The sequence below is a fragment of the Streptomyces sp. NRRL F-5650 genome (genome assembly GCF_000721365.1).
GTDB lineage: Bacteria > Actinomycetota > Actinomycetes > Streptomycetales > Streptomycetaceae > Streptomyces > Streptomyces ardesiacus.
In genome coordinates, this window is record NZ_JOGV01000001.1 from 96945 (window position 1) to 121357 (window position 24413).

Sequence of the window (24413 nt, forward strand, 5' to 3'; positions counted from 1 at the left end):
GCTCCCGCCGGGCCCCCGGGCCGACGGCGCCCGGTCAGCGGCGGGCCGTCGCGCCCTCGACCGCGAAGAGCTGCTCCTCCACGTGGTCGAGGGCCAGCCGCAGCGCGCCCGTGGCCACCGCCGCCTCGCCGAGCAACGACAGGGCCACCCGCGGCGGACGCAGGCAGTAGCGGGCCAGTTCCCGGCGCAACGGCTCCAGCACGCCGTCCAGCCCGGCCGCCCAGCCGCCGATGACGACCATCTCGGGATCGAGGGCGAGCGACAGGGCCGCCACGTCGTGCACCAGCCGCTGGATGAACCGTTCGACCGCCGCGCGGGCCCGCTCGTCCCCGTCCCGGGCCTCGGCGAAGACCTTGGCGACGGCCTGCTCGTCCAGCGGGTGCAGCGGCTGGTCCGTGGTCGACAGCAGCGTCTCCGGCGTCACGTCCCGGCCCAGCAGGTGCAGCGCGCCGATCTCCCCGGCCGCCCCGCCGTACCCCCGGTGCAGCCGCCCGCCGATCAGCGCCCCCGCCCCGGGACTGAGCCCGGCCAGCACGAACACCATGTCCTCGCACTCGGTGGCGGAGCCCTTCCAGTGCTCGGCGACCGCCGCCGCGTTCGCGTCGTTCTCGACCAGCACCGGGCACTTGAAGGAACGCCGCAGCCGCTCGCCCAGCCCCAGCCCCGTCCAGCCCGGCAGCGCCGTCCCCAGCCGCACGGTGCCGTCCGCCTCGACGATGCCCGGGGTGGCCGCGCCGACCGCGCGCAGGGAACCGCGTGCCACACCGGCCCGGCGCAGCAGCTCGGCGACGGCCGTGCGCAGCCGCTCCAGCCGCTCGTCGGCCGACGCGTTCTCGTCCACGTCCTTGGCCTGGGCGCCGATCACCCGGCCGTCCAGGCCGGACAGGAGCGCGGCGACGCGGTGCGGGCCGATCTCCAGGCCCAGCAGGTGCCCGGCCTCCGCCCGGAACCGGAACCGCCGCGCGGGCCGGCCCTGTCGCCGGGCCGCGCCCTCGCCGGGAGCCGCCTCGACGACCAGACCGGCCTCGATCAGCCCCTCCACGACGCCCTCGACGGTCGGCCGGGACAGCCCCGTCACGCGGGTGATCTCCGTCAGCGTCGCGGAGTCCGTCGCACGCAACGCGTGCAGCACCACAGCGGAGTTGATCCTCCGCAACAGCGACGGGTCCCCGCCGGTCAGGCCTGCCAAGGTCCGTCCTCCCAGCTAGTGCGCGTGTTGGCCGGATGGTACTCGGCCCGCCGACCCCCGGCGAGCGCCGGTCCGCCCCTTCGGGACCCGCGGCCACTGCCCAACCGGGTGCCACGAACCCCCACCCGTACGCCGTGATCACCGCACGGGCGCGGCCCGTACGGGGCTCACGTGCGACGTCACCCGCTCCGTGCCGACCGCTCGCCCGCGCGGCGATCCCCGCGTTCGACGGCCCGCACCGTCGGCCGCACCACCTCGCCCTCCCGCCCGGTCGGCGGGGCCCGGTCCAACGCCGCGCGCGCCGCTCGGCTGCGGCGGCCGCCGCGTTCTGCGCGCCGGGCCGGGGCGTCCGGCACCTCCCGCCTTCTCGACCTCGCCCCGCTGTTCACCGGCCCCGCCCCGGCCCCGCCCCGGACCAGGCCCGGCCGGGCCGGACCGCGGCCGGCCGTCGCCTCCGGCGCCGTTGAGCACGGCCGGCCGGCGAGGGCCGGCTGACGCCCCGCCAATTGTCAGTGGGGGCAGGTTTACTGGACGCATGGACATCGCGCGGCACCTCGCCCTCATCGACGAGCTGTGCTTCCGGCCCTTCCCGGCGGAGCACGGCCCGCCGGACGGCGACCCGACGGTCCCCGGGAGCTTCACGGAGGTGCTGGAGAGCAGCCGCGGCCTCGCCGGCCGTGACCCGGCGGAGCGGGCGGTGACGGTGGAGCAGTACGAGAAGGAGCGGGACGCGCTCTGGGAACGGCTCGCCGCGCGCTGGGGCGAGACGGCCCCCTGGAACCTGCAGACGGTCCTGCTGCGCACCGAGCGGGAGGAGATACCCGAGCCGTGGGCCGCTCTGAGCGCCCGCGCCCGCGTGGCCTGCCTCTGGGAGGCGGAGGGCACCGGCCGCTGGGTCGCGGTGGCCGTCGCCGACCGCGACGAGGCGGACGAGGTGCGGCTGCTGGCCGTGGTCACGCGGGAGGCACCGCCGTGACCGCCCCGGCTACGCGCCCGGCGGTTTCTCCGCGGCCACCCGCAGCCGGGCGAACTCCTCGGCCATCGTCTGCGCCGTCCAGTGCGCGTTGAGCCCGCTCGGGTTGGGCAGCACCCACACCCGCGTACCTCCCAACGTCCGCTCCTGGGGGCCCACTTGAGCCTTCGGCTCGCCGAAGGCGGTCCGGTACGCGGTGACGCCGACCACGGCCAGCCAGCGGGGCCTCAGCCGCGCCACCTTCGCGACCAGCAGCCGCCCGCCCTCCCGGTACTCCTCGGCGCTCAGCTCGTCCGCCCGCGCACTGGCCCGCGCCACGACGTTGGTGACGCCGAGCCCGTACGACGGCAGCTCGTGCTGCTCCGACGGCTTCAGCAGCCGGGGCGTGAACCCGGACAGGTGCAGGACCGGCCAGAAGCGGTTGCCGGGACGGGCGAAGTGGTGCCCCGTCGCCGCCGACAGCAGACCCGGGTTGATGCCGCAGAACAGCACCCGCAGGCCGTCCGCGACGACGTCCGGCAGCAGACGGTCGCGGGCGGCCTCCAGCTCGGCGCGGGTGAAGCGGGTCAGAGGATGGCTCCGGGGGTGTAGCCCGCGGCCTCCGGGTGCCGCTTGACGACCTCCTCGATCCGGCCGACGACGGCACCGACCTGGTCGGCGGCGGCACCGGTGAAGGAAAGCTTGTCGGCCATCAGCGCGTCCAGGGCCGCCCGGTCCAGCGGGATGCGCGCGTCGGCGGCCAGCTTGTCCAGGAGCTCGTTGCGCTCGGCGCCCTGCTCACGCATCGCCAGCGCGGAGGCGACGGCGTTCTCCTTGATCGCCTCGTGGGCGACCTCCCGGCCCACACCGGCCCGCACCGCGCCCATCAGCACCTTGGTGGTGGCCAGGAACGGCAGGTAGCGGTCCAGTTCCCGGGCCACGACGGCCGGGAAGGCACCGAACTCGTCGAGCACGGTCAGGAACGTCTCCAGCAGCCCGTCCAGCGCGAAGAACGCGTCGGGCAGCGCCACCCGGCGCACCACCGAGCAGGACACGTCGCCCTCGTTCCACTGGTCGCCCGCCAGCTCGCCGGTCATCGAGGCGTAACCGCGCAGGATCACCATCAGGCCGTTGACGCGCTCGCAGGAGCGGGTGTTCATCTTGTGCGGCATCGCGGACGAGCCGACCTGGCCGGGCTTGAAACCCTCGGTGACCAGCTCGTGCCCGGCCATCAGCCGGATCGTCCTGGCCAGCGAGGAGGGCGCCGCCGCGAGCTGCACCAGCGCGGTGACGACCTCGTAGTCCAGGGAGCGCGGGTAGACCTGGCCGACCGAGGTGAACGCCTGCGAGAAGCCGAGGTGCCCGGCGATCCGCTGCTCCAGCTCGGCGAGCTTGCCCGCGTCGCCGCCGAGCAGGTCCAGCATGTCCTGGGCGGTGCCGACGGGGCCCTTGATGCCGCGCAGCGGGTAGCGGCCGAGCAGCTCCTCCAGGCGGCCGTAGGCCACGAGCAGCTCGTCGGCGGCGGTGGCGAACCGCTTGCCCAGCGTCGTGGCCTGCGCGGCGACGTTGTGGGAGCGGCCTGCCATGACCAGCTCGCCGTACTCGCCGGCCAGCTTGCCGAGGCGGGCCAGGACGGCCACCGAACGGTCGCGGACCAGTTCGAGGGAGAGCCGGATCTGGAGCTGCTCGACGTTCTCCGTGAGGTCGCGGGAGGTCATGCCCTTGTGCACGTGCTCGTGCCCGGCGAGGTCGTTGAACTCCTCGATCCGCGCCTTCACGTCGTGCCGCGTGACCTTCTCGCGCTCGGCGATCGAGGCCAGGTCGACCTGGTCGAGGACGCGCTCGTAGTCGGCGATCGCGGCGTCGGGCACCTCGATGCCCAGGTCCTTCTGGGCCCGCAGCACGGCGAGCCAGAGCTGCCGCTCCAGCTTCACCTTCTGCTCGGGCGACCAGAGCGTGGCGAGCTCGGCGGAGGCGTAGCGTCCGGCGAGGACGTTCGGGATGCGGGGCTTGGCGGGAGCGGAAGTCACGTGGACGGATTCTACTGGCGATTCGTGCAGGTCGGCGCCGCGGGGCCGTTCGTCGGAAGCTACGAAGGCGTCCCGGCGGCGGGGATCACCGCGCGGGATCCCCGTAGGGGAGCAGCTCCGGGCGCTTGGGCGGCAGGCCGTCCCCGGAAGAGCGGCCGGTCAGCCTGCGGCCGATCCACGGCAGCAGGTGCTGCCGGGCGAAGCGGACGTCGGCGGTCCTGCGCGCCACCCAGCCCGGCGGCGGCGTCGCGGGGACCGGGGCGTGCCAGTCGGGGTCCTCGGGTTCGTGACCGAGCGCCTGCCACACCGCCTCCGCGACCCTGCGGTGGCCCTCGGCCGTCAGGTGCAGCCGGTCCACGTCCCACATCCGGGGGTCGGCCAGCGACCGGGCCGCGTACAGGTCGACGACGACCGCGCCGTGCCGCTGCGCGAGGTCGTCGACGACGGCGAACAGCGCCTCCATGCGCGGCCGGAACCGTTCGAGGACCGGGCCCTGCCGGCCCGGGCTGCGCATCAGCACCAACTGCTTGCAGTTCGGGGCGAGCCGCTCCACGGCCTGGGTCAGCAGGTCCCGCACCCGGGCCATGTCGCACTTGGGCCGCAGCGTGTCGTTGAGCCCGCCGACCAGGGTGATCACATCGGCCCCCATGGCGGCGGCCACGTCCACCTGCTCGTCGACGATCTGCCCGATCAGCTTCCCGCGCACCGCGAGGTTGGCGTACCGGAAGCCGGGGGAGCGGGCCGCCATCCGGGCGGCGAGGAGGTCGGCCCAGCCCCGGTAGGAGCCGTCGGGCAGCAGGTCCGACATGCCCTCGGTGAAGGAGTCGCCGACGGCGACGAGACTGGTGTAGGCGGGGTTCGTCTGCATGGCGACGGACATGGTATCGCCCGCACATACCCGCCGGTCGGTCGCCCCGCGAAGCCGGCCCGGGCCGCGCGGACGCCGCTCACGTCCGCTGCCCGAACAGCTCCCGCAGCACGTCCTCCATGGTCACCAGTCCGGCGAGCCGCCCGTCCGGGCCGAGCACGGCCGCCAGGTGGGTACGGCTGCGGCGCATCGCGGTGAGCACGTCGTCCAGCGGGGTGCGCTCGCGCACCCGGGCGATGGGACGCATGTCCCGCAGCCGGAACGGCAGGTCCCGCGGCGAGGCGTCCAGGGCGTCCTTCACGTGCAGGTAGCCGACGATCCGCCGGCCGTCGTCCACCACCGGGAACCGGGAGAACCCCGACTCCACCGAAAGCCGCTCCAACTGCTCCGGTGTGATGCCCACGCGCGCGTGGACGACGCGCTCCAGCGGCAGCACCACGTCCCGCACCGGCCGGCGGCCCAGCTCCAGGGCGTCGTGCAGCCGCTCCCGGGCCCGGTCGTCGATCAGCCCGGCCTCGCCGGCGTCCTTGACGATCTCCGCCAGCTCCGCGTCCGTGAAGGTCGCCGCCACCTCGTTCTTCGCCTCGACCCTGAGCAGCGTGAGCAGCCCGTTCGCGAAGGCGTTGACCGTGAAGATCACCGGCCGCAGGGCCCGGGACAACGCCACCAGGGGCGGCCCGAGGAGCAGCGCGCTGCGCACCGGCTCGGCCAGCGCGATGTTCTTCGGCACCATCTCGCCGAGCAGCATGTGCAGGTACGTCGCCAGCGTCAGGGCGATCACGAAGGACACGGCGTGCCCCGCGCCCGACGGCACACCCACCGCGTGGAACACCGGTTCCAGCAGGTGGGCGATCGCCGGTTCCGCGACGATGCCGAGGACCAGCGTGCACAGGGTGATGCCGAGCTGTGCCGCGGCCAGCAGGGCCGACACGTGCTCCAGCCCCCACAGCACGCGCTTGGCCCGGGCGTCGCCCTCCTCGGCGTACGGCTCCACCTGGCTGCGGCGTACGGAGATCAGCGCGAACTCGGCGCCCACGAAGAACGCGTTGACGACCAGCGTCGCCAGACCGATCAGCAGCTGTACGGCGGTCACCGGCCGGCCTCCCCTTCGTCCTCCTTGCCGGAGCCGGACCCGGCCGCGTCGTCCAGGGGGGCGCGCATCAGCACCCGGGACGCCCTGTGCCCCGTGGCCTCCACGACGTCCAGCCGCCAGCCGGCGACGTCGAGGCGGTCACCGACGGCGGGGATGCGCCCGAGACCGGCCGCGATCAGCCCCGCGACCGTCTCGTACGGTCCCTCGGGCACCCGCAGCCCCAGCCGTTCGAGCCGGTCCACGCGCGCCGAGCCGTCGGCCCAGTACAGCGCGTGCCCCGACGCGTCCGTGCCGGCCGCGTCGAGGTCGGGCGTCTCGTGCGGGTCGTGCTCGTCGCGCACCTGGCCGACGACCTCCTCGACGATGTCCTCCAGCGTGGCCACGCCCGCCGTCCCGCCGTACTCGTCGATCACCACGGCCATCGTGCGCCGGCCGGAGAGCCGGTCCAGGAGCCGGTCCACGGTCAGGGACTCGGGCACCAGCAGAGGCTCGCGCATCAGGTCGGCCACCGGCATCCCCGGCCGCCGCTCGGCGGGCACCGCCAGGACGTCCTTGACGTGCGCCGTGCCGACCACCGCGTCCAGGGTCTCCCGGTAGACGGGGAACCGGGACAGGCCCGTCGCCCGGGTCGCGTTCGCCACGTCCTCGCAGGTCGCCCGCGCCTCCAGGGCCACGACCTGGACCCGGGGGGTCATCACCTGCTGCGCCGTCAGGTCGGCCAGGTTCAGCGTGCGCACGAACAACTCGGCCGTGTCGGCCTCCAGCGCGCCCTCCTTGGCGGAGTGCCGGGCGAGCGCCGCCAGCTCCTGCGGCCCCCGCGCGGAGGCCAGTTCCTCCGCGGGCTCCACGCCGAAGCGGCGCACGACACGGTTGGCGGTGTTGTTCAGATGGGTGATGAAGGGCCGGAAGGCGGCACTGAACCAGCGTTGCGGGCCGCCCACCCGCTTGGCCACGGCCAGCGGCGAGGAGATCGCCCAGTTCTTCGGCACCAGCTCGCCGACGATCATCAGGAAGACCGTCGACAGCGCCGTGCCGACCACCAGCGCCAGCGAGGAGGCCGCCGAACGGGACATGCCCAGGTCCTCCAGCGGCCCGGAGAGCAGCGCCGCGACCGACGGCTCGGCGAGCATGCCGACGACCAGATTGGTGAGGGTGATGCCGAGCTGGGCGCCGGAGAGCTGGAAGGTCAGGTTCCGTACGCCCTTGAGGGCGCTCGCCGCGCCCCGCTCGCCTCGCGCCGCCGCCCGCTCCAGTTCCCCCCGTTCGACGGTGGTCAGCGAGAACTCGGCAGCGACGAAGGCGCCGCACAGGAGCGAGAGCAGGATCGCCACCAGCAGCAGGAGCAGTTCGGTCATCGGCTCACCTCGGTTCCATGATCGACCAGGAACGGCGGGTCCGCCCGATGATCAAGCCCGTCGGCCCTCCGCCCCGCGGACGCTCAGCCGGTCAGGTGCTTCACCCAGCGCCGCCACTGCTCCTGCGGCTCGTACCCGGCCGCCCGCCAGGCATGCTGGGCCCGCTCGTTGCGCACCAGCACCATCGCGTCCCCGCGGCGCCCGCCGAGCCCGGCGAACCGGTCCTCGGCCGCCGCGAGCAGGGCCGTCCCGATGCCCCGGCGCCGGTGCTCCGGGTGCACCGCGAGCCGGTACAGGTGACAGCGCCAGCCGTCGAAACCCGCGATCACCGTGCCCACCAGCTCCCCGCCGAGCTCGGCCAGGAGCAGCGCCTCGGGGTCGCGCGCCACCAGGCGCTCCACGCCCTCCCGGTCGTCGCTGATGCTCGTCCCCTCGGCGGCCGTCTTCCAGAAGGCCAGCACGGGGTCCAGGTCCTCGGGCCCGGCGGGCCGTATGCGCAGATCAGTCATGCCGTGATCCCATCACGCGGGCCCGGACCGGGTGCGGAATTCCGGCATGTGGACCCGCGGGCGCGGGCGGGCCGCCGGCGGTCAGTCCTCGCGCAGGGCCCGCAGCACCGGGGCGAAGGCCTCCATGGACGGCTCCAGCACCGTGAGGTAGGTGAAGCCGTACCGTTCGCGCTGCGCCCGCACCTGCGCCGTGATCTGCTCCAGCGTTCCGGCCAGGAAGATGGGCAGCTCCAGCGCCTGGCCGGGGGTGAGGTGGGGCAGGTGCTCCAGGTACGGGCGGACGGCGGCCGCGCGGTCCTCGGTGACGGCGACCATCTGGACGAGCAGGTTCAGCTCCGCCGGTTCCCCCCGGCCCGCCGCCAGCTCCCGGTACCGGGCGACGCGCTCGTCGAGCTCCCCAGCGGTCAGGGGCAGCAACTGTCCCGTCGCGCTGCCCCGCACGGTCCGCCCGCCGGTGAACGCGGCGATGTCCGCGTGCCGGGCGGTCAGCTCCAGCATCCGGTCGCCGTTCGCGCCGATCAGCAGCGGCACCCCGGGCCGCTGCACGGGCCGGGGCAGCCACTCCTCGTCGCCCAGCAGCCGCTGGAGCTCCTCGACGGTGCGCCGCAGGTGGTCCACCCGTTCGCCGGGCGAGCCGAACGCCAGACCGGCGGTGTCGTGCTCCGCGCGGACGTAGCCCGTGCCGAGGCCGAGTTCCAGGCGCCCGCCCGTCAGGGCGTCCGTGGTCGCCACCTCCCGCGCCAGCAGCGCCGGGTTCCAGAAGCCCGCGTTGAGCACGAACGTGCCGAGCCGGGGACGCCGGGTGACCCGGGCCGCCGCGACCAGCGCCGGGAACGGCGCGGGCATGCCGAGGTGGTCCGGCACCAGGATCACGTCGTACCCGAGTTCCTCGGCCCGGCGGCACTTGGCGTCCCACTCGTCGGCCGGGGCGGCGCTCATCAGGTTGACGCCGAAACGGAACGGGCGTGGCATGAACTCTCCTCACACACCGGTGACTTCGGACCACGGTGAGTCAACCACTTCAGCGCGCCGGGCAGGAAGAGCCGGCCACGGTCAGGAGGGGCGCCAGGCGGTGCCGAGCACGCAGTAGGAACTGGGCAGCGCCGGCCCCTCCTGCGGCATCATCGTCCGCCGGTAGGGCCCGAGTACGAACCCCGCCTCCCGCAGCGCCGCGACCGGCTCGCGCGACAGGTGGCAGCCGCCGGACAGCACGGGCCACAGCGTCCGGTCCAGGGCGCGCTGGGTGAAGGTCATCACCCGCCCGCCGCCCCGGCCGTGCTCGAAGAACCGCACCTGCCCGCCGGGGCGCAGCACCCGCCGCAGCTCCGCCAGCGCCCGCGGCACGTCCCGGACGCTGCACAGCACCAGCGAGACCACGGCCGCGTCGAAGGCATCGCTCTCGACCGGCAGCGACTCCGCCGCGCCCGGCACCACGTCCACCGGTACCCGGGCGCGCTGTGCCGCGTCCACCGCCAGCCGGCGCAGCACGCGCTCCGGTTCGACGGCGACGACCTCGCAGACCGTGCCCGGGTAGTGCGCGAAGTTCAGACCGTTGCCCGCGCCGACCTCGATCACCCGCCCGGACAGCCCGGCGAGCAGCCGTTCACGGACGCGGGCCATGCCCATCCGGGTCTCGGCGCCCGTACTGAGCCGGGCGTAGCAACGGGCGAACAGCGGATGGTGCACGGCGTCCCGCGGCGCCCCGCGGCTCCGGGCGGATCGCAGCGGCATGGGACCTCCCTCACGATGCGGCGCCTCACCGCGATTCTCCCCCGCCCCGGCCCGTCGCACCCACCGCGCGGGCGGCTCCCCGAACCACAACCGGCAGCGCGTGCCGCGTCCCGCGCAGCCGGTCCCGGATGCGCCGCCGGTCGCGGATGCGCGGCCGGTCCCGGAGGTGCTGCCGGTCGCGGATGCGCGGCCGGTCCCGGAGGTGCTGCGATGACGGACGTGCCGCTGGTCCTGGACTCGCCGCCGGTCTGGGATGCGCGGCCAGTCGCGGACGTGCCGCCGGTCCGGGACGTGCCGCGATGACGGATGCGCAGCCGGTCTGGGATGCGCGGCCAGTCGCGGACGTGCCGCCGGTCGCGGATGCGCAGCCGGTCTGGGACGTGCCGCGGTGACGGACGCGCCGCCGGTCTGGGACGTGCCGCCGGTTTCAGACGTGCTGCAATGACGGACGTGCCGCGGTGACGGATGGGCAGCCGGTACCGGAAGCGCCGCAGGTCTGGGACCTGCCGCCGGTCCTGGACTCGCCGCCGGTCTGGGATGCGCGGCCGGTCCCGGAGGTGCCGCCGGTCACGGACACGCCGCCGGTCTCAGACGTGCCGCGGTCACGGACGCGCCGCCCGTCAGGGGCCGCGCCGCCCGTCAGGGGCCGCGCCGCCCGTCAGGGGCCGTGCCGGTCGCCGAAGGTACCCGCGTTCCACGTGCCGCCCAGGGCCGGCGCCAGCCAGTCCCGTGCCGCCGCCCGGAAGTCCGCCGGGGCGAGGGAGCCCGCGCCCTCCGGGACCGCGCCGAGGAGGGGGGCGCCGGCCACGTCCGGGAGGTCCGCGAGGTTGCAGCGGGCGGCCAGGTCCGCGACCGCGGGCCACCTGCCGATCACCAGCCCCGGCAGTTCCAGGCCCCGGGAGCGCAGCTCGCGAGCCGTCAGCTCCGTGGTGTTCAGCGTGCCCAGCCCCGCCGACACCACCAGCAGCACCGGCGCGCCCAGCAGTCCGGCCACGTCCGCCAGCGTCCCGCCGGCCGTGTCGAAGCGGACGAGCAGCCCGCCCGCGCCCTCGACCAGGACCAGGTCGTGCTCGGTGGCCAGCTTGGCCGCGGCCTCCGCCACCTCCGGCGGGCGCACCGGTGCCCGTCCGGCCCGGCGCGCCGCCGTGCCCGGCGCCAACGGCTCGGGGAACCGGGCCACTTCCGCGACCGTCACGTCACCCGCGAGTCGCGCCGCCTCCTGGGCGTCCCCGGCCTCGTCCGGGCCCACGCCCGTCTGCGCGGCCTTCAGCACGGCCACCGACCGGCCGCCCGCCAGGGCCGCCGCGGCGACGGCGGCGGTCACGACCGTCTTGCCGACCTCCGTGCCCGTGCCCGTGATCACCAGTACCGGCATGTCATCCCTCCCGTGCCGCCGCGCACACCGCGCGGGCGATCCGTGCCACGTCCGCGTCGCCCGTGACGTACGGCGGCATGGTGTAGACCAAGTCGCGGAACGGCCGCAGCCACACGCCCTCGCGCACGGCCGCCCGTGTCGCCGCCCGCATGTCGACGTCGTGGTCGAGCTGCACCACCCCGATCGCGCCGAGCACCCGTACGTCCCGCACGCCCGGCAGCCCGGCGGCGGGCGCGAGCCCCTCGTTCAGGCCCGCCTCGATCCGCTTCACCTCCGCGAGCCAGTCCTGGCCGAGCAGCAGTCCGATCGACGCGCAGGCCACCGCCGCGGCCAGCGGATTGCCCATGAACGTCGGCCCGTGGGCCAGCACCGGCACCTCGCCGCGCGAGATGCCCTCGGCCACCCGCGAGGTGCACAGGGTGGCCGCCATCGTCAGATAGCCGCCGGTCAGCGCCTTGCCCACGCACATCACGTCCGGCGTCACCGCCGCGTGCTCCGCCGCGAACAACGCGCCCGTGCGCCCGAACCCGGTGGCGATCTCGTCGAACACCAGCAGCACGCCGTGCGCGTCGCACGCCTCGCGCAGCACCCGCAGGTACGCGGGGGAGTGGAAGCGCATCCCGCCCGCGCCCTGCACCACCGGCTCCACGATCACCGCGGCCAGATCGTCGGCGTGCCGCTCGATCAGGGAGCGCAGGTGGTCGGCGTACGTCTCCTCGTAGTGCGCCGGGGGCGCGTCCGCGAAGACCTGGCGCGGCAGGACGCCGGACCACAGCTCGTGCATGCCGCCCTCCGGGTCGCACACCGACATGGGCTGCCAGGTGTCCCCGTGGTAGCCGCCGCGCCAGGTGAGCAGGCGCTGCTTGCCGGGGCGGCCGAGGGAGCGCCAGTACTGCAGGCACATCTTGACGGCGACCTCGACCGACACCGACCCGGAGTCCGCGAGGAACACGTGCTCCAGGCCCTCGGGCGACATGTCGACAAGGAGCTTCGCCAGCCGTACGGCGGGCTCGTGGGTGAGCCCGCCGAACATGACGTGGCTCATCCGCTCCAACTGCCCGCGCGCCGCCTCGTTCAGCACCGGGTGGTTGTAGCCGTGGATCGCCGACCACCAGGACGACATCCCGTCGACCAGCTCCCCGGAGCCGTCGGCCGGCCGCAGCCGCACCCCGCTCGCCGACTCCACGACGAGCGGGTCCTGACGGCCGGGCATGGGCCCGTACGGGTGCCAGACGTGCCGCCGGTCCAGCGCCAGCAACTCGGCGACGTTCAGCGCGGGCTCAGGCATTGGGCGCGAGGTCCGTCCCGGCGCCGCGGCGGCGCACCGCGACCAGGTCCGTACGGGGCTCCCCGGCCGCCCGGACCGGCGCGGACGCGGACGCGGGGGCGCACACCCCACCGCCCGCGTGCGCACCGCAGCCCCCGGTGCCGGCGTCCGCGCCGTCCGCGCCCGCGTGCGAGCCGCAGCCGCCCTCCTCGTGCGAGCCGCAGCCGCCACCCCGCACCGGGGCGCGGTGCTCCGGCAGCGTGACCTCGCCCGCGCCCTCCACCTCGAACCCGGCGTCCGCGATCATCTCCAGGTCCGCGTGGCCCGCCTGGCCCTCGCTCGTGAGGTAGTCGCCGAGGAAGACCGAGTTGGCCAGGTGCAGCGCGAGCGGCTGCATCGTGCGCAGATGGACCTCGCGCCCGCCCGCGATGCGCACCTCGACGTCCGGGCAGACGAACCGCGTCATCGCCAGGATGCGCAGGCACCGCTGCGGGGTGAGGTGCCACTCCCCGGCCAGCGGCGTGCCCTCCATCGGGATCAGGAAGTTGACCGGCACGGAGTCCGGGTCCAGCTCGCGCAGCGAGAAGACCACGTCGACCAGGTCCTCGTCGCTCTCGCCCATGCCCGCGATGAGACCCGAACAGGCGGACAGACCGGCCGCGTGGGCCTTGTTGACCGTGTCCACCCGGTCGGCGTACGTGTGCGTGGTGGTGATGTCGCCGTACGTCGACTCGGAGGTGTTGAGGTTGTGGTTGTACGCGTCGGCGCCGGCCTCCCGCAGCCGTTCCGCCTGGCCGTCGGAGAGCAGACCCAGGCAGGCGCACACCTCGACGGACTCGTTCTGCTCCTTGATGGCCCGGATGGTCTCCGAGACCCGGTCCACGTCCCGGTCGGTCGGACCGCGTCCGCTGGCCACCAGGCACACGCGCTTGGCGCCCCCGGACACGCCCGCCGCGGCGGCGGCCGTGGCCTGGTCGGGCTTGAGCCAGGTGTACTTCAGGATCTCCGCCCTGGAGCCCAGCCGCTGCGAGCAGTAGGAGCAGTCCTCGGGGCACAGGCCCGACTTGAGGTTGACGAGGTAGTTGAGTTTCACCCGTCGGCCGAACCAGTGACGGCGCACCTTGCCGGCCGCGGCCACCACGTCGAGCAGGTCGTCGTCGGAAGTGGCGAGGACGGCGAGCGCCTCCTCGCGGGTCGGCGACTCGCGCCGAAGCCCCTTGTCCACCAGCGTGTTCAGCAGGTCCATGAGAGCCGATCCTGTCCTAAGGGGCCGTCCGCGGCCAAGGAGACTTCGCACAACACTGACAGATCGACGTGTGGGTATTGCCACACCTCGCGGGGGTGGCCGGACCGCTAATGTCTGTTCATTGCCTACAAAACCCCGGAGGGCGGCCCCATGGCGTTCGGCTGGATCGACGAGCAGGCCCGGGCGCGCCGCGAGGCCGGACTCGTACGGGTCCTGCGCCCCCGTCCGGCGGCGTCGCCGCTGCTGGACCTGGCGAGCAACGACTACCTGGGGCTGGCCCGGCACCCGGAGGTCGTCGAAGGGGCGGTCCGGGCCGCGCGCACCTGGGGCGCCGGCGCGACCGGCTCGCGGCTGGTGACCGGCACGACCGCGCTGCACACCGAACTCGAGCGCGAACTGGCCGGGTTCTGCGGGTTCGAGGCGGCGCTCGTGCTCTCCTCCGGTTACGCGGCCAACCTCGCCGCGGTCACCGCGCTGGCACCGCACGGCAGCCTCGTGGTCTCCGACGCGGGCAACCACGCCTCGCTGATCGACGGCTGCCGGCTGGCCCGCGGCACCACCCAGGTCGTGGGGCACGCCGACCCGGAGGCCGTGCGCAAGGCGCTGGCGACGCACGACGGCCCCGCCGTGGCCGTGTCCGACACGGTCTTCTCGGTCGACGGCGACGCGGCCCCGCTGGCCGGACTCGCCGAGGCGTGCCGGGCGTACGGCGCCGGACTCGTCGTGGACGACGCCCACGGGCTCGGCGTCCTGGGCGACGGCGGCCGGGGTGCCCCGCAGGGGGCGGGGCTCGCGGGCCGGGACGACGTGGTCGTGACCGTCACCCTGTCCAAGTCGCTGGGCGCGCAGGGCGGTGCCGTCCTGGGCCCCGCCCGGGTGATCGACCACCTGGTCAACGCGGCCCGTACGTTCATCTTCGACACCGGACTGGCCCCCGCCGCGGCGGGGGCGGCCCTGGCGGCCCTCCGGCTGCTGGGCCGCGAGCCCGGGCGCGCGGCCAGGGCCCGGGCCGTCGCCACCGAGCTGCACGCACGCCTGACCGCCGCGGGTCTGGACGCGGTGCGTCCCGACGCCGCGGTGGTCTCGGTGCGCGCGCCCTCCCCGCGGGAAGCCGTGCGGTGGGCGGCCGACTGCCGTGCGGCCGGCCTGTCCGTGGGCTGCTTCCGCCCTCCTTCCGTGCCCGACGGCGTCTCACGGCTCAGGCTGACCGCCCGCGGGGATCTCTGCGGGGAACAGATCGAACGCGCTGTACGGGTGATCGGCGAAACGCGGCCATGAGTCGGCGTGGCACGGCCGTGCGTCGTCCGGCACCCCGCGCGGTCAGCCGCGGACGCCCGCGGTGAACGCCGTCCAGCTCCCGGGGGAGAAGAGCAGGGCGGGCCCGGCCGGGTTCTTGGAGTCGCGCACGGCGAGCAGTCCGGCCCAGGGGCCGGCCGGCGGACGGGCCGTCTCCACGCAGTTGTTGGCTCCGGTGCTGTAACTGCTGCGCAGCCACCGGGTGCCGGTCATATCGGTGCTGACAGGGATGTTCCGGGGACGTTCGGACATGAAGCCTGGCATGGTGCCTCCTTACGCGCCTGCCGCGGTCGCGGCGATGAAGTCCAACGAGTCCTCGGGCGAAAGGGCATGGATCAGAAGGGCGTTGAAGGCCTCGGTGTAGGCCTCTACGTCTTCTTTCCGTTCGAGATGCAAGCTACTCGTCAAGTGGTCGAGAACCACCACGTCGAGATCAGAAGTGGTCGAAAAGGAGAAGATTACGAAAGGGCCGGTGACACCGATGTGCGCCCCGGCGGCAAAGGGCAGGACCTGGAGCCGGACGTGGGGGAGCCGCGCGGCCTCGACCAGCCGCCCTAGTTGACGGGCCATCACCCCCGGTCCGCCGACCTCCCGGCGCAGCACCGCCTCGTCCAGGACCGCGCTGAGCGCCAGCGGCGGGTCCGCGCGCAGTACGTCCTGGCGGGCCAGCCGCACCTCCACCAGCGTGTCCAGCCGCTCCTCCGGCAGTCCGTCCACCGCCGCCCGCGTCACGGCGCGGGCGTACTCCGGGGTCTGGAGCAGGCCGGGGACCACCGTGGTCTCCAGGGTGCGCATCGCGCCGGCCTGGGACTCGAGGCTGATGAAGTCGCGGTAGGTCGGGGGCAGCACCCCGCGGTAGGCGTGCCACCAGTGGTTGCGCCCGCCGCCGTCCTCGGAGTGCGCCAGCGTCACCAGCAGTCCCCGCAACTGCTCGTCGTCCACGCCGTAGGCGTCCAGCAGCAGGCGCACGTCGGCCGGTTTGGCGCCACTCGTGCCGGTCTCGATCCGGCTGACCTTCGACTGGTGCCAGCCCACGAGCCGGGCCGCCTCGCCGCTGGTGATGCCCGCCGCCGCGCGCAGGGCGCGCAGTTCCGCGCCCAGCTTCCGGCGGCGCACCACGGGACCGTGCTGCATGGGACAACTCCCCCTACTCCCTATGAGCCGCCCGAATACGCTCGGCCGTCGCAGAGTTCACCGCTTCGAGCGACAGATATATGCATATCTTGGTGGATCGCCGCCCTTCACCGGGTCAGTGGTGGCAGTCTGGCGGCGAAGCACCAGTCCGGGACCGTACTCGAACGATCCGCTCCGTGTCGGGCCTGCGGTCCCGTGAGAAAGGGACGACGTGGCCATGGCAGATCACCTGGAAGCATCCGTCACTCTGCCGAGCGATCCCGCCTCGGTGACCGCCGCGCGGACCTACGCGGTCGGCACTCTGGCGGAATGGGGGCTGCCGGCCGACGCGGACCTGTCCGAGACCGTCCGGCTCGTCGTCTCCGAACTGGCGACCAACGCCGTCCAGCACACACTGGGGCAGTCGCCCACCTTCACGGTGGACCTCGTCCTCGACCGCGACCAACGGCTGCGCGTCGGCGTCACCGACAGCCATCCGCGCTTCCCCAAGCGCCTGCCCGCGGCCGTGCAGCAGGACAACGGGCGGGGCATGGTGATCATCCGCTGGCTGACCGCGGAGTACGGCGGCAGGCTGCGGGTCCGGCCCACGCGCGAGGGCGGCAAGACGGTGTCGGTCGAACTGCCCTGGACGTCCCCGGGCCGGCCGGCCGCGCCCGCGGGGGTGACGGCGGGGCAGAGCGCCGTCACCCCCGCGGGCGGGCTACTTGACCCGGCCGTACCAGACGCTTGAGGTCCAGATCTTCTGCAGGCGCACCACGTCCCCGGTCTTCGGCGCGTGCCAGAGCTTGCCCTTCCCGGCGTAGATGCCGACGTGGTACACGCTGCGGCCCGAGTGGAAGAACACCAGGTCCCCCACCTTGCGGTTGCCGGCGGAGACATGGCGGGTGTTGTTGTACTGCTGGGCCGCGGTGCGCGGCAGCTTCTTGCCGGCCTTCTTGAACGAGTACAGCGTCAGGCCGGAGCAGTCGAACCGGTAGGGGCCGGTGGCACCCCAGCGGTAGGGGGCGCCCTTCTTGGAAGCGGCGATCTTGAGGGCTTTCGCCGCATGGGTCGCCGCGGCCGCCTCGGAGGCGACACCGGGGACCACGACGGTGCCGCCCACGGCGGCGAGGGTGAGGGCCGAGGCCGTACCGGCACGAGCCATCAGGGACGGGACACGATTGAGCGCGGACATGCGCAACCCTTCGTCAGCCGCCTGTGAAGGATGACCTGTCGGATTCGGGCTGGCGAAGTTGCCCGGCCGCACGCGTGCGGCTTCACCCCAAGGACCGCTCGGCCCGGTGTCCGGATGTCCGGACGGCCGTGCCGGCGACCCGTCGTGCTCGGGTCCTCCACTCCTGCCGATCCACTTCCCTGTCGACCGGTCGTCCGGGCGGCGGCAGGACTCGGCGTCCGCCCGGACCGCCCCGCCGCTGCGGCGGGGGCTTGTCGTCAGTCACGGATCTTGTCCCGGCCCCGCGGGAATTCCCAACGGAACGTGCTTTTTGTGTTGTTACGCGTCACTCGTCCGATCGGGTCGGACGCCTCCGCCGCGAGGCGCCGTCCCCGCTGCCGGCGGGCCCGGGACCAGCGGCGCAGGGGTGTCCTGCGCACGCGTGGAGCACGGCTGCCGCAACTCGGACCGGTCGTGAACCGGAGGTGTTCCTACGCCGAAAGAGGGTACGCCTTTTGGTCCGTTTCGATCCGGTACGTTCCGCTTCGGTCTGCTTCGACCCGAGTTCGCCGGAGCGGACATGCGGGACGTCGCCGACCGAGAGCGGGCATGCCGGAAACCGCCGACGGCATCGGTAATCACTCGGTCAAATCCGGGTGACGTGGCCGTCACACTCTAGCCGTACTCTGCACCCCGATCCACCTGCGCTTTTGCGGCACCGGTGGGTGCATTCGGCCGCATTCCCCTGTGTTACATCTAGAGCCGTCGCGGTTGCCGCGGCAGCCGGCCGTCCGGTTCTGACGGCATGCCCTGTGAGGTGGTAAATGCAACTGACCCCGCACGAGCAGGAGAGACTGCTCATCCATGTGGCCGCGGACGTGGCGGAGAAGCGCCGCGCACGAGGCGTCAAGCTCAACCATCCCGAGGTCGTCGCGCTGATCACCGCGCACATCCTCGAGGGCGCCCGGGACGGGCGCAGCGTCGGCGAACTCATGGCCTCCGGGCGCAAGCTCATCCAGCGCGACGAGGTCATGGCGGGCATCCCCGAGATGATCCACGACGTGCAGGTCGAGGCCACCTTCCCCGACGGCACCAAGCTGGTCACCGTCCATGACCCGATCATCTGACGGAGCGGCAGTCGTGATACCCGGAGAGATCCTTTTCGCCGACGAGCCGGTGGCCTTCAACGAAGGCCGCGACGTGATCCGCCTGACCGTGCTCAACACCGCCGACCGGCCCGTCCAGGTCGGCTCCCACTACCACTTCGCCGAGGTCAACCCCGGTCTCGAGTTCGACCGCGCCGCGGCGCACGGCAGGCGGCTGGACATCGCCGCCGGCACCGCCGTCCGGTTCGAGCCCGGCATCCCCGTCGACGTACGGCTCGTCCCCCTCGCGGGCGCCCGTGTCGTCGTGGGGCTGCGCGGCGCGACCGGAGGTGCCCTCGATGCGTGAACTGTCCCGTCCCGCCTACGCCGACCTGTTCGGCCCGACCACCGGCGACCGCATCCGCCTCGCCGACACCGACCTCCTCGTCGAGATCGAGGAGGACCGCTCGGGCGGCCCCGGCCGCTCCGGCGACGAAGCCGTCTTCGGCGGCGGCAAGGTGCTGCGCGAGTCCATGGGCCAGGCGCGTACGACCCGCGCCGAGGGCGCCCCCGACACGGTGATCACCGGGGCCGTGGTCATCGACCACTGGGGGATCGTCAAGGCCGACATCGGCATCCGCGACGGCCGGATCACCGGCATCGGCAAGTCCGGCAACCCGGACACCATGGACGGCGTCCACCCCGACCTGGTCATCGGTCCCGAGACCGAGGTGATCGCGGGCAACGGCAAGATCGTGACCGCGGGCGGCATCGACACCCACGTCCACTTCATCGCGCCGGACGCCGTCGACGAGGCCCTGGCGTCCGGCATCACCACCCTCATCGGCGGCGGCACCGGCCCCGCCGAGGGCAGCAAGGCGACGACCGTCACGCCCGGGGCCTGGCACCTCGCGCGGATGTTCGCGGCCCTGGAGTCGAGCCCTGTCAACATCGGCTTCCTCGGCAAGGGCAGCACCATGTCGAAGGAGTCCATGCGCGACCAACTGCGCGCCGGTGTCCTCGGCTTCAAGATCCACGAGGACTGGGGCGCGACGCCCGCCGTCATCTCCGCCTGCCTGGACGTGTGCGAAGAGTCCGGCGTCCAGCTCGCCGTCCACTCCGACACCCTGAACGAGGCGGGCTTCGTCGGCGACACCTTCGACGCGGTCGCGGGCCGCACGCTGCACGCCTTCCACGTCGAGGGCGCCGGTGGCGGTCACGCACCTGACATGATCACGGCGGTCTCGCTGCCCAACATGCTGCCGGCGTCCACCAATCCGACCCGGCCGCACACCGTCAACACCGTCGAGGAGCACCTCGACATGCTGATGGTCTGCCACCACCTCAACCCCGCCGTCCCGGAGGACCTGGCCTTCGCCGAGTCCCGGATCCGCCCCAGCACCATCGCGGCCGAGGACATCCTGCACGACATGGGGGCGATCTCCATCATGTCCTCCGACGCCCAGGCCATGGGGCGCATCGGCGAGGTGATCCTGCGGACCTGGCAGACCGCGCACGTGATGAAGCGGCGGCGCGGCTTCCTGCCCGGGGACACCCGTGCGGACAACCTCCGCGCCCGTCGCTATGTCGCCAAGTACACCATCAACCCCGCCGTGGCCCAGGGCATCGAGCACGAGGTCGGTTCCGTCGAGACCGGCAAGCTCGCCGACCTGGTGCTCTGGGACCCCCGCTTCTTCGGTGTGCGGCCGCAACTCGTCATCAAGGGCGGCCAGATCGCGTACGCGCAGATGGGCGACGCCAACGCGTCCATCCCCACGCCGCAGCCGGTCCTGCCGCGCCCGATGTACGGGGCGCTCGGGACCGCCCCCGCCGCCAACTCGGTCAACTTCGTCTCCGAGCAGGCGGTCGAGGACGGGCTGGCGGAGCGGCTCGGGCTCGGGCGGGCGTTCGTGCCCATCCGGTCCACGCGCGGCCGGACCAAGGCGGACATGCGGCAGAACGACGCGCTGCCGCACGTGGAGGTCGCCGCGGACTCCTTCGCGGTGACCATCGACGGGGAACTCGTCGAACCCGCTCCCGTCGCCGAACTGCCGCTGGCCCAGCGGTACTTCCTCTTCTGAGCGCCGGGATGAGCCGCGCAGCACTGCTCGTCCTCGCGGACGGCCGCTTCCCCGCCGGAGGGCACGCCCACTCCGGCGGGGCGGAGGCCGCCGTGCGGGCGGGACGCATCACCGACGCCGCGAGCCTGGAGGCGTTCTGCCGGGGGCGGTTGCACACGAGCGGGGTCGTCGCGGCGTGTGTCGCCGCCGCCGCCGCGCTCGGCGCCGACCCCGGCGAACTCGACCGGGCCGCCGACGCGCGCACCCCGTCGCCCGCCCTGCGGGTGGCGGCGCGCCGACTGGGGCGGCAGTTGACGCGGGCCGCCAGGGTGACCTGGCCGAGTCCCGAACTCGACGCCCTGGCCTCGCAGTTCCCCAAGGGCGCCCATCAGCCCGTCGTGCTCGGGCTGGCCGCGCGCGCGGCCGGTCTCACGGCGCTCGACGCCGCCCACTGCTCCCTCTACGAGGGGGTGAGCGGGCCCGCGACCGCCGTCGTGCGGCTGCTCGGCCTCGATCCGTTCGACGCGACGGGCGTCCTCGCGCGGCTCGCGGACGAGCTGGACCGGGCGGCCCAGGAGGCCGTGGAGACGGCCGAGCGCGTCATGACCGACGGGGCCGGAGCGCTGCCCGCGCGGTCCGCACCGCTGCTGGAGATCGGGGCCGAGGCGCATGCCGCCTGGGCTGTGCGGTTGTTCGCCTCCTAGGTGGGGATTCGCCCCCGCCGCCCCGTCCCGTCCCGAACCCAAGGGCTCTGCCCCTTCTGCCCCGCCAGGGGGCTTTGCCCCCTGGACCCCGTTCGGCCTGAACGGCCTCGTCCTCAAACGCCGGACGGGCTGATTTCCCCCCAGCTTTGACAGGAGTTGCCGTATGCATCTTGACCATCACCTCGAATCCTCCGCCGCCGTTTCCGCCGACGCCCGCCGTCCCGACGGGACCCGCCGGGCGCTGCGGATCGGGCTCGGCGGGCCCGTCGGTTCCGGCAAGACCGCCACCGTCGCCGCGCTGTGCCGGGCGCTGCGGGAGGAGCTGTCCCTCGCGGTGGTGACCAACGACATCTACACCCGGGAGGACGCCGAGTTCCTGCTGAGGGAGGCGGTGCTGCCGCCCGAGCGGATCACCGCCGTGGAGACCGGCGCGTGCCCGCACACCGCGATCCGGGACGACATCTCCGCCAACCTGGAGGCCGTCGAGGACCTGGAGGACGAGGTCGGGCCGCTCGACCTGGTCCTGGTGGAGTCCGGCGGGGACAACCTCACCGCCACCTTCTCCAAGGGACTCGTCGACGCGCAGGTGTTCGTGATCGACGTGGCGGGCGGCGACGACATCCCGCGCAAGGGCGGCCCCGGAGTCGCCACCGCCGACCTGCTGATCGTCAACAAGACCGACCTCGCGCCGTACGTCGGTTCCGACCTCGCGCGGATGGCCGCCGACGCCAAGGCGGTGCGGGGCGAACTCCCCGTCGTCCTCCAGTCGTTGCGGAGCGAGGACGGAGTGCGCGAGGTCGCCGGCTGGGTGCGGGAGCGGATCGCCGCGTGGACCGCGTGACCACGGCCCCGGGCGGCGTCCGGGCGGGCGCCCGCGTGCTCGCCCGCGGCGACGGGCGGGGCGGCACCGCCCTGCCGGTGCTGGAGGGCGAGGGCCCCCTCGCCCTGCGCCGGACCCGGGGGAGCGGAGCCGAGGCCCGGGTGATGCTGGTCGGCGCGATGAGCGGGCCGCTGGGCGGCGACCACTTCACGGTGGACGTCCACGCCCGCAGCGGCGCCCGCCTGCGGGTCGGCTCGGCCGCCGCCACACTCGCGCTGCCCGGGCAGGACAAGGCCGGGGCCCGCTACGACGTCCGGCTCACCGTCGACGAGGGGGCCGAGCTGTGCTGGCTGCCGGAGCAGTTGATCTCCGCCGGCGGCAGCGACCTGCGCGTCACCACGTCGGCCGACCTGGCCCCCGGCGCACGGCTGCTGCTGCGCGAGGAGCAGGTGCTCGGGCGGGCCGGGGAGGAACCCGGGCGCCTCACCAGCCGCCTGACCGTGCGGATCGAGGGGCGCTGCGTCCTCGACCAGGAGCTGGCCTGCGGGCCCGGGGCGCCGGGCGGCTGGGACGGTCCGGCCGGGCTGGCGGGGCACCGGGCGGTCGGTCAGGTGGTCGTCGTACGGCCCGAGTTCGCCGGGCGGCCACCGGCGGCGTACGTGTACGAGGAGGGCGCGGCCGTCATGCCGCTCGCCGGGCCCGCCGCGCTGGTGAGCGCCGTGGCGCCGGACGGGCTGCGGCTGCGGCGGCTGCTGGACGGGGCGCTCGCCTCGCTGGACTGAGGTCCACCGGTGGGTTCGTCGATCGAACATGCTTCTCCGTTTATCGGATTGGCAAAGAAGTAGTACTGGCTCTGTTCTCAGGAAAGCCACAGCCGCGAGGATCCCCGTACTTGTCGCGAACACGTACGGGGAGGGCCACTTGAGCAAGAGCAGCATGCGGCGGAGGGCGACCGCGTTCGGCACGGCCGGAGCACTGGTCACCGCCACGCTGATAGCGGGCGCCGTCTCGGCGCCCGCCGCGAGCGCCGCCCCGGCCGACGGCCGGGACCACGCGCGGGGCTGGGACCGGGAGGCGCGCGGCGCGGCCGTCGCCGCCGCCCGCGCCGCCAGGGCCGGCGTCGACTGGAAGGACTGCGCCGCCGACTGGAACCTGCCGAAGCCCATCCAGTGCGGCTACGTCACGGTGCCGCTGGACTACGCCAAGCCGGACGGCAAGCAGATCAGGCTCGCCGTCGACCGCATCGGCAACACGGGCGGCAAGGGCGAGCGCCAGGGCGCGCTCATCTACAACCCCGGCGGCCCCGGCGGCTCCGGCCTGCGCTTCCCGGCCCGCGTCACGAGCAAGAACGCGGTGTGGGCGAAGGCGGCTAGGGCCTACGACTTCGTCGGCTTCGACCCCCGGGGCGTCGGCCGCTCCGCGCCCATCTCCTGCGTCGACCCGCAGGAGTTCGTCAAGGCGCCCAAGGCGGACCCCGTGCCCGGGTCCGAGGCGGACAAGCGCGTCCAGCGGGGACTGGCCCGCGCGTACGCCGAAGGCTGCTTCGAGCGCAGCGGCGAGATGCTGCCGCACATGACCACCCCGAACACCGCGCGCGACCTCGACGTCATCCGCGCCGCCCTCGGCGAGAAGAAGCTCAACTACCTCGGCGTCTCCTACGGCACCTACCTCGGTGCCGTCTACGGCACCCTCTTCCCCGACCACGTCCGGCGCATGGTCGTCGACAGCGTCGTCAACCCTTCCCGCGACAAGATCTGGTACCAGGCCAACCTGGACCAGGACGTCGCCTTCGAGGGCCGCTGGAAGGACTGGCAGGACTGGGTCGCCGCGAACGACGCCACCTACCACCTCGGCGACACCCGCGCCGCGGTCCAGGAACAGTGGCTGAAGCTGCGCGCCACCGCCGCGAAGGAGCCGCTGGGCGGCGTCGTGGGACCGGCCGAGCTGATCTCTTTCTTCCAGAGCGCCCCGTACTACGACTCCGCCTGGGCGCCGACCGCCGAGATCTTCAGCAAGTACGTGGCCGGTGACACCCAGGCCCTCGTCGACGCCGCCGCCCCCGACCCGTCCGACACCGCGGGCAACGCCTCCGCGGAGAACAGCAACGCCGTCTACACGGCCGTCGAGTGCACCGACGCCAAGTGGCCGGCCAACTGGAGCACCTGGGACCGGGACAACACGCGGCTGCACCGCGACCACCCGTTCATGACCTGGGCCAACGCCTGGATGAACCTGCCGTGCGCCACCTGGCCGGTCAAGCAGCAGACCCCGCTGAACGTCAAGACCGGCAAGGGACTTCCGCCGGTGCTGATCGTCCAGTCCGAGCGCGACGCGGCCACCCCGTACGCGGGCGCCGTCGAACTGCACCAGCGGTTCAAGGGCTCCCGGCTCGTCACCGAGCGGGACGCCGGTTCGCACGGCGTCACGGGACTGGTCAACCCGTGCGTCAACGACCGCGTCGACGCCTACCTGCTCACCGGCGCGCTGGACACCCGTGACGTGACCTGCGCCCCGCACGCCACGCCCAAGCCGTAACCGGCCGACGG

Annotated in this window: 25 protein-coding genes; 10 read left to right on the forward strand and 15 right to left on the reverse strand. The window is 73.9% G+C overall.

Annotated elements, in window-relative coordinates; all coding sequences use genetic code 11:
- Positions 1–34: 34 nt before the first annotated feature.
- On the reverse strand, positions 35–1189 hold the full coding sequence (locus tag IG88_RS0100490; protein WP_031033566.1) for an ROK family transcriptional regulator: 1155 nt from the start codon (positions 1187–1189) through the stop codon (positions 35–37).
- Positions 1190–1724: 535 nt separating this feature from the next.
- On the opposite strand from IG88_RS0100490, the gene IG88_RS0100495 reads away from it, so the two are divergent.
- Positions 1725–2165 carry a hypothetical protein gene (locus IG88_RS0100495; protein WP_031033568.1) on the forward strand — a complete coding sequence of 147 codons (441 nt, stop codon included), beginning with the start codon at positions 1725–1727 and terminating at the stop codon, positions 2163–2165.
- A 9-nt stretch (positions 2166–2174) separates the two neighbouring features.
- On the opposite strand, the gene mug is transcribed toward IG88_RS0100495, so the two are convergent.
- The 11 genes from mug to bioB all read right to left on the reverse strand — a co-directional run bounded on the left by mug (position 2175) and on the right by bioB (position 13615).
- Positions 2175–2684, reverse strand: coding sequence for a G/U mismatch-specific DNA glycosylase (mug, locus tag IG88_RS0100500; RefSeq protein ID WP_078861367.1), 510 nt, complete (start codon positions 2682–2684; stop codon positions 2175–2177).
- Positions 2685–2728: 44 nt separating this feature from the next.
- A complete protein-coding gene (gene purB / locus IG88_RS0100505; RefSeq protein WP_031033571.1) occupies positions 2729–4171 on the reverse strand; it encodes an adenylosuccinate lyase in 1443 nt (480 codons plus the stop codon).
- An 85-nt stretch (positions 4172–4256) separates the two neighbouring features.
- Complete coding sequence (locus IG88_RS0100510) at positions 4257–5039, reverse strand: SGNH/GDSL hydrolase family protein (RefSeq protein WP_031033574.1); 783 nt, start codon at positions 5037–5039, stop codon at positions 4257–4259.
- A 79-nt stretch (positions 5040–5118) separates the two neighbouring features.
- Positions 5119–6132 carry a hemolysin family protein gene (locus IG88_RS0100515; protein WP_031033576.1) on the reverse strand — a complete coding sequence of 338 codons (1014 nt, stop codon included), beginning with the start codon at positions 6130–6132 and terminating at the stop codon, positions 5119–5121.
- Positions 6129–7487: a hemolysin family protein gene (locus IG88_RS0100520; RefSeq protein ID WP_031033578.1), complete on the reverse strand. Its 1359-nt coding sequence runs from the start codon at positions 7485–7487 to the stop codon at positions 6129–6131. Before IG88_RS0100520 ends, IG88_RS0100515 begins: the two co-directional genes overlap by 4 nt.
- An 83-nt stretch (positions 7488–7570) precedes the next feature.
- Entirely contained in the window at positions 7571–7996 is a 426-nt protein-coding gene (locus IG88_RS0100525) for a GNAT family N-acetyltransferase (RefSeq protein WP_031033580.1), read from the reverse strand.
- Between the two features lie 81 nt (positions 7997–8077).
- The gene (locus IG88_RS0100530; protein WP_031033582.1) at positions 8078–8968 is read right to left on the reverse strand and encodes an LLM class F420-dependent oxidoreductase; all 891 of its coding nucleotides are present in this window, start codon (positions 8966–8968) and stop codon (positions 8078–8080) included.
- Between the two features lie 81 nt (positions 8969–9049).
- Positions 9050–9727 (reverse strand): class I SAM-dependent methyltransferase, encoded by a 678-nt coding sequence (locus IG88_RS0100535; RefSeq protein ID WP_031033583.1) that lies wholly within the window; start codon positions 9725–9727, stop codon positions 9050–9052.
- A gap of 658 nt (positions 9728–10385) precedes the next feature.
- Positions 10386–11102, reverse strand: coding sequence for a dethiobiotin synthase (gene bioD / locus IG88_RS0100540; protein ID WP_031033585.1), 717 nt, complete (start codon positions 11100–11102; stop codon positions 10386–10388).
- A gap of 1 nt (position 11103) precedes the next feature.
- A complete protein-coding gene (locus IG88_RS0100545; protein ID WP_031033586.1) occupies positions 11104–12390 on the reverse strand; it encodes an adenosylmethionine--8-amino-7-oxononanoate transaminase in 1287 nt (428 codons plus the stop codon).
- Positions 12383–13615 (reverse strand): biotin synthase BioB, encoded by a 1233-nt coding sequence (bioB, locus tag IG88_RS0100550; protein WP_031033589.1) that lies wholly within the window; start codon positions 13613–13615, stop codon positions 12383–12385. The genes IG88_RS0100545 and bioB overlap by 8 nt, the downstream gene beginning before the upstream one ends.
- A gap of 150 nt (positions 13616–13765) precedes the next feature.
- On the opposite strand from bioB, the gene IG88_RS0100555 reads away from it, so the two are divergent.
- Positions 13766–14893: an 8-amino-7-oxononanoate synthase gene (locus tag IG88_RS0100555; RefSeq protein WP_031033591.1), complete on the forward strand. Its 1128-nt coding sequence runs from the start codon at positions 13766–13768 to the stop codon at positions 14891–14893.
- A 42-nt stretch (positions 14894–14935) separates the two neighbouring features.
- On the opposite strand, the gene IG88_RS0100560 is transcribed toward IG88_RS0100555, so the two are convergent.
- Entirely contained in the window at positions 14936–15163 is a 228-nt protein-coding gene (locus IG88_RS0100560; RefSeq protein ID WP_037835149.1) for a DUF397 domain-containing protein, read from the reverse strand.
- 21 nt (positions 15164–15184) lie between these two features.
- On the reverse strand, positions 15185–16045 hold the full coding sequence (locus IG88_RS0100565) for a helix-turn-helix domain-containing protein (protein ID WP_031033595.1): 861 nt from the start codon (positions 16043–16045) through the stop codon (positions 15185–15187).
- 217 nt (positions 16046–16262) lie between these two features.
- Here IG88_RS0100565 and IG88_RS0100570 point away from each other — a divergent pair, with 217 nt between their 5' ends.
- On the forward strand, positions 16263–16775 hold the full coding sequence (locus tag IG88_RS0100570) for an ATP-binding protein (RefSeq protein WP_031033596.1): 513 nt from the start codon (positions 16263–16265) through the stop codon (positions 16773–16775).
- On the opposite strand, the gene IG88_RS0100575 is transcribed toward IG88_RS0100570, so the two are convergent.
- Positions 16746–17219 (reverse strand): C40 family peptidase, encoded by a 474-nt coding sequence (locus IG88_RS0100575; RefSeq protein ID WP_031033598.1) that lies wholly within the window; start codon positions 17217–17219, stop codon positions 16746–16748. The two genes, IG88_RS0100570 and IG88_RS0100575, sit on opposite strands and share 30 nt — an antisense overlap.
- Positions 17220–18022: 803 nt before the next feature.
- Here IG88_RS0100575 and IG88_RS0100580 point away from each other — a divergent pair.
- The 7 genes from IG88_RS0100580 to IG88_RS0100610 all read left to right on the forward strand — a co-directional run bounded on the left by IG88_RS0100580 (position 18023) and on the right by IG88_RS0100610 (position 24402).
- A complete protein-coding gene (locus tag IG88_RS0100580) occupies positions 18023–18325 on the forward strand; it encodes an urease subunit gamma (RefSeq protein ID WP_031033599.1) in 303 nt (100 codons plus the stop codon).
- Between the two features lie 13 nt (positions 18326–18338).
- Positions 18339–18650: an urease subunit beta gene (locus IG88_RS0100585; RefSeq protein WP_031033600.1), complete on the forward strand. Its 312-nt coding sequence runs from the start codon at positions 18339–18341 to the stop codon at positions 18648–18650.
- Complete coding sequence (locus tag IG88_RS0100590) at positions 18643–20364, forward strand: urease subunit alpha (protein WP_031033602.1); 1722 nt, start codon at positions 18643–18645, stop codon at positions 20362–20364. The genes IG88_RS0100585 and IG88_RS0100590 overlap by 8 nt, the downstream gene beginning before the upstream one ends.
- 8 nt (positions 20365–20372) lie before the next feature.
- Positions 20373–21047 (forward strand): urease accessory protein UreF, encoded by a 675-nt coding sequence (locus tag IG88_RS0100595; RefSeq protein ID WP_031033603.1) that lies wholly within the window; start codon positions 20373–20375, stop codon positions 21045–21047.
- Positions 21048–21210: 163 nt separating this feature from the next.
- Complete coding sequence (gene ureG, locus IG88_RS0100600; RefSeq protein ID WP_031033604.1) at positions 21211–21888, forward strand: urease accessory protein UreG; 678 nt, start codon at positions 21211–21213, stop codon at positions 21886–21888.
- Complete coding sequence (locus IG88_RS0100605; protein WP_031033606.1) at positions 21885–22649, forward strand: urease accessory protein UreD; 765 nt, start codon at positions 21885–21887, stop codon at positions 22647–22649. The genes ureG and IG88_RS0100605 overlap by 4 nt, the downstream gene beginning before the upstream one ends.
- 139 nt (positions 22650–22788) lie before the next feature.
- Complete coding sequence (locus IG88_RS0100610) at positions 22789–24402, forward strand: alpha/beta hydrolase (RefSeq protein WP_107451989.1); 1614 nt, start codon at positions 22789–22791, stop codon at positions 24400–24402.
- The last annotated feature ends 11 nt before the right edge of the window (positions 24403–24413 follow it).

What these genes read in the sequence shown, in the direction of transcription:
- IG88_RS0100530 (WP_031033582.1), bottom strand. Translation starts at nt 8,968, where the DNA reads ATGCCACGCCCGTTCCGTTTCGGCGTCAACCTGATGAGCGCCGCCCCG.
- IG88_RS0100495 (WP_031033568.1), top strand. Translation starts at nt 1,725, where the DNA reads ATGGACATCGCGCGGCACCTCGCCCTCATCGACGAGCTGTGCTTCCGG.
- IG88_RS0100525 (WP_031033580.1), bottom strand. Translation starts at nt 7,996, where the DNA reads ATGACTGATCTGCGCATACGGCCCGCCGGGCCCGAGGACCTGGACCCC.
- IG88_RS0100565 (WP_031033595.1), bottom strand. Translation starts at nt 16,045, where the DNA reads ATGCAGCACGGTCCCGTGGTGCGCCGCCGGAAGCTGGGCGCGGAACTG.
- IG88_RS0100595 (WP_031033603.1), top strand. Translation starts at nt 20,373, where the DNA reads ATGAGCCGCGCAGCACTGCTCGTCCTCGCGGACGGCCGCTTCCCCGCC.
- IG88_RS0100520 (WP_031033578.1), bottom strand. Translation starts at nt 7,487, where the DNA reads ATGACCGAACTGCTCCTGCTGCTGGTGGCGATCCTGCTCTCGCTCCTG.
- IG88_RS0100555 (WP_031033591.1), top strand. Translation starts at nt 13,766, where the DNA reads ATGGCGTTCGGCTGGATCGACGAGCAGGCCCGGGCGCGCCGCGAGGCC.
- ureG (WP_031033604.1), top strand. Translation starts at nt 21,211, where the DNA reads ATGCATCTTGACCATCACCTCGAATCCTCCGCCGCCGTTTCCGCCGAC.
- IG88_RS0100590 (WP_031033602.1), top strand. Translation starts at nt 18,643, where the DNA reads ATGCGTGAACTGTCCCGTCCCGCCTACGCCGACCTGTTCGGCCCGACC.
- IG88_RS0100545 (WP_031033586.1), bottom strand. Translation starts at nt 12,390, where the DNA reads ATGCCTGAGCCCGCGCTGAACGTCGCCGAGTTGCTGGCGCTGGACCGG.
- IG88_RS0100510 (WP_031033574.1), bottom strand. Translation starts at nt 5,039, where the DNA reads ATGCAGACGAACCCCGCCTACACCAGTCTCGTCGCCGTCGGCGACTCC.
- IG88_RS0100580 (WP_031033599.1), top strand. Translation starts at nt 18,023, where the DNA reads ATGCAACTGACCCCGCACGAGCAGGAGAGACTGCTCATCCATGTGGCC.
- bioD (WP_031033585.1), bottom strand. Translation starts at nt 11,102, where the DNA reads ATGCCGGTACTGGTGATCACGGGCACGGGCACGGAGGTCGGCAAGACG.
- bioB (WP_031033589.1), bottom strand. Translation starts at nt 13,615, where the DNA reads ATGGACCTGCTGAACACGCTGGTGGACAAGGGGCTTCGGCGCGAGTCG.
- IG88_RS0100570 (WP_031033596.1), top strand. Translation starts at nt 16,263, where the DNA reads ATGGCAGATCACCTGGAAGCATCCGTCACTCTGCCGAGCGATCCCGCC.
- IG88_RS0100535 (WP_031033583.1), bottom strand. Translation starts at nt 9,727, where the DNA reads ATGCCGCTGCGATCCGCCCGGAGCCGCGGGGCGCCGCGGGACGCCGTG.
- IG88_RS0100560 (WP_037835149.1), bottom strand. Translation starts at nt 15,163, where the DNA reads ATGTCCGAACGTCCCCGGAACATCCCTGTCAGCACCGATATGACCGGC.
- IG88_RS0100575 (WP_031033598.1), bottom strand. Translation starts at nt 17,219, where the DNA reads ATGTCCGCGCTCAATCGTGTCCCGTCCCTGATGGCTCGTGCCGGTACG.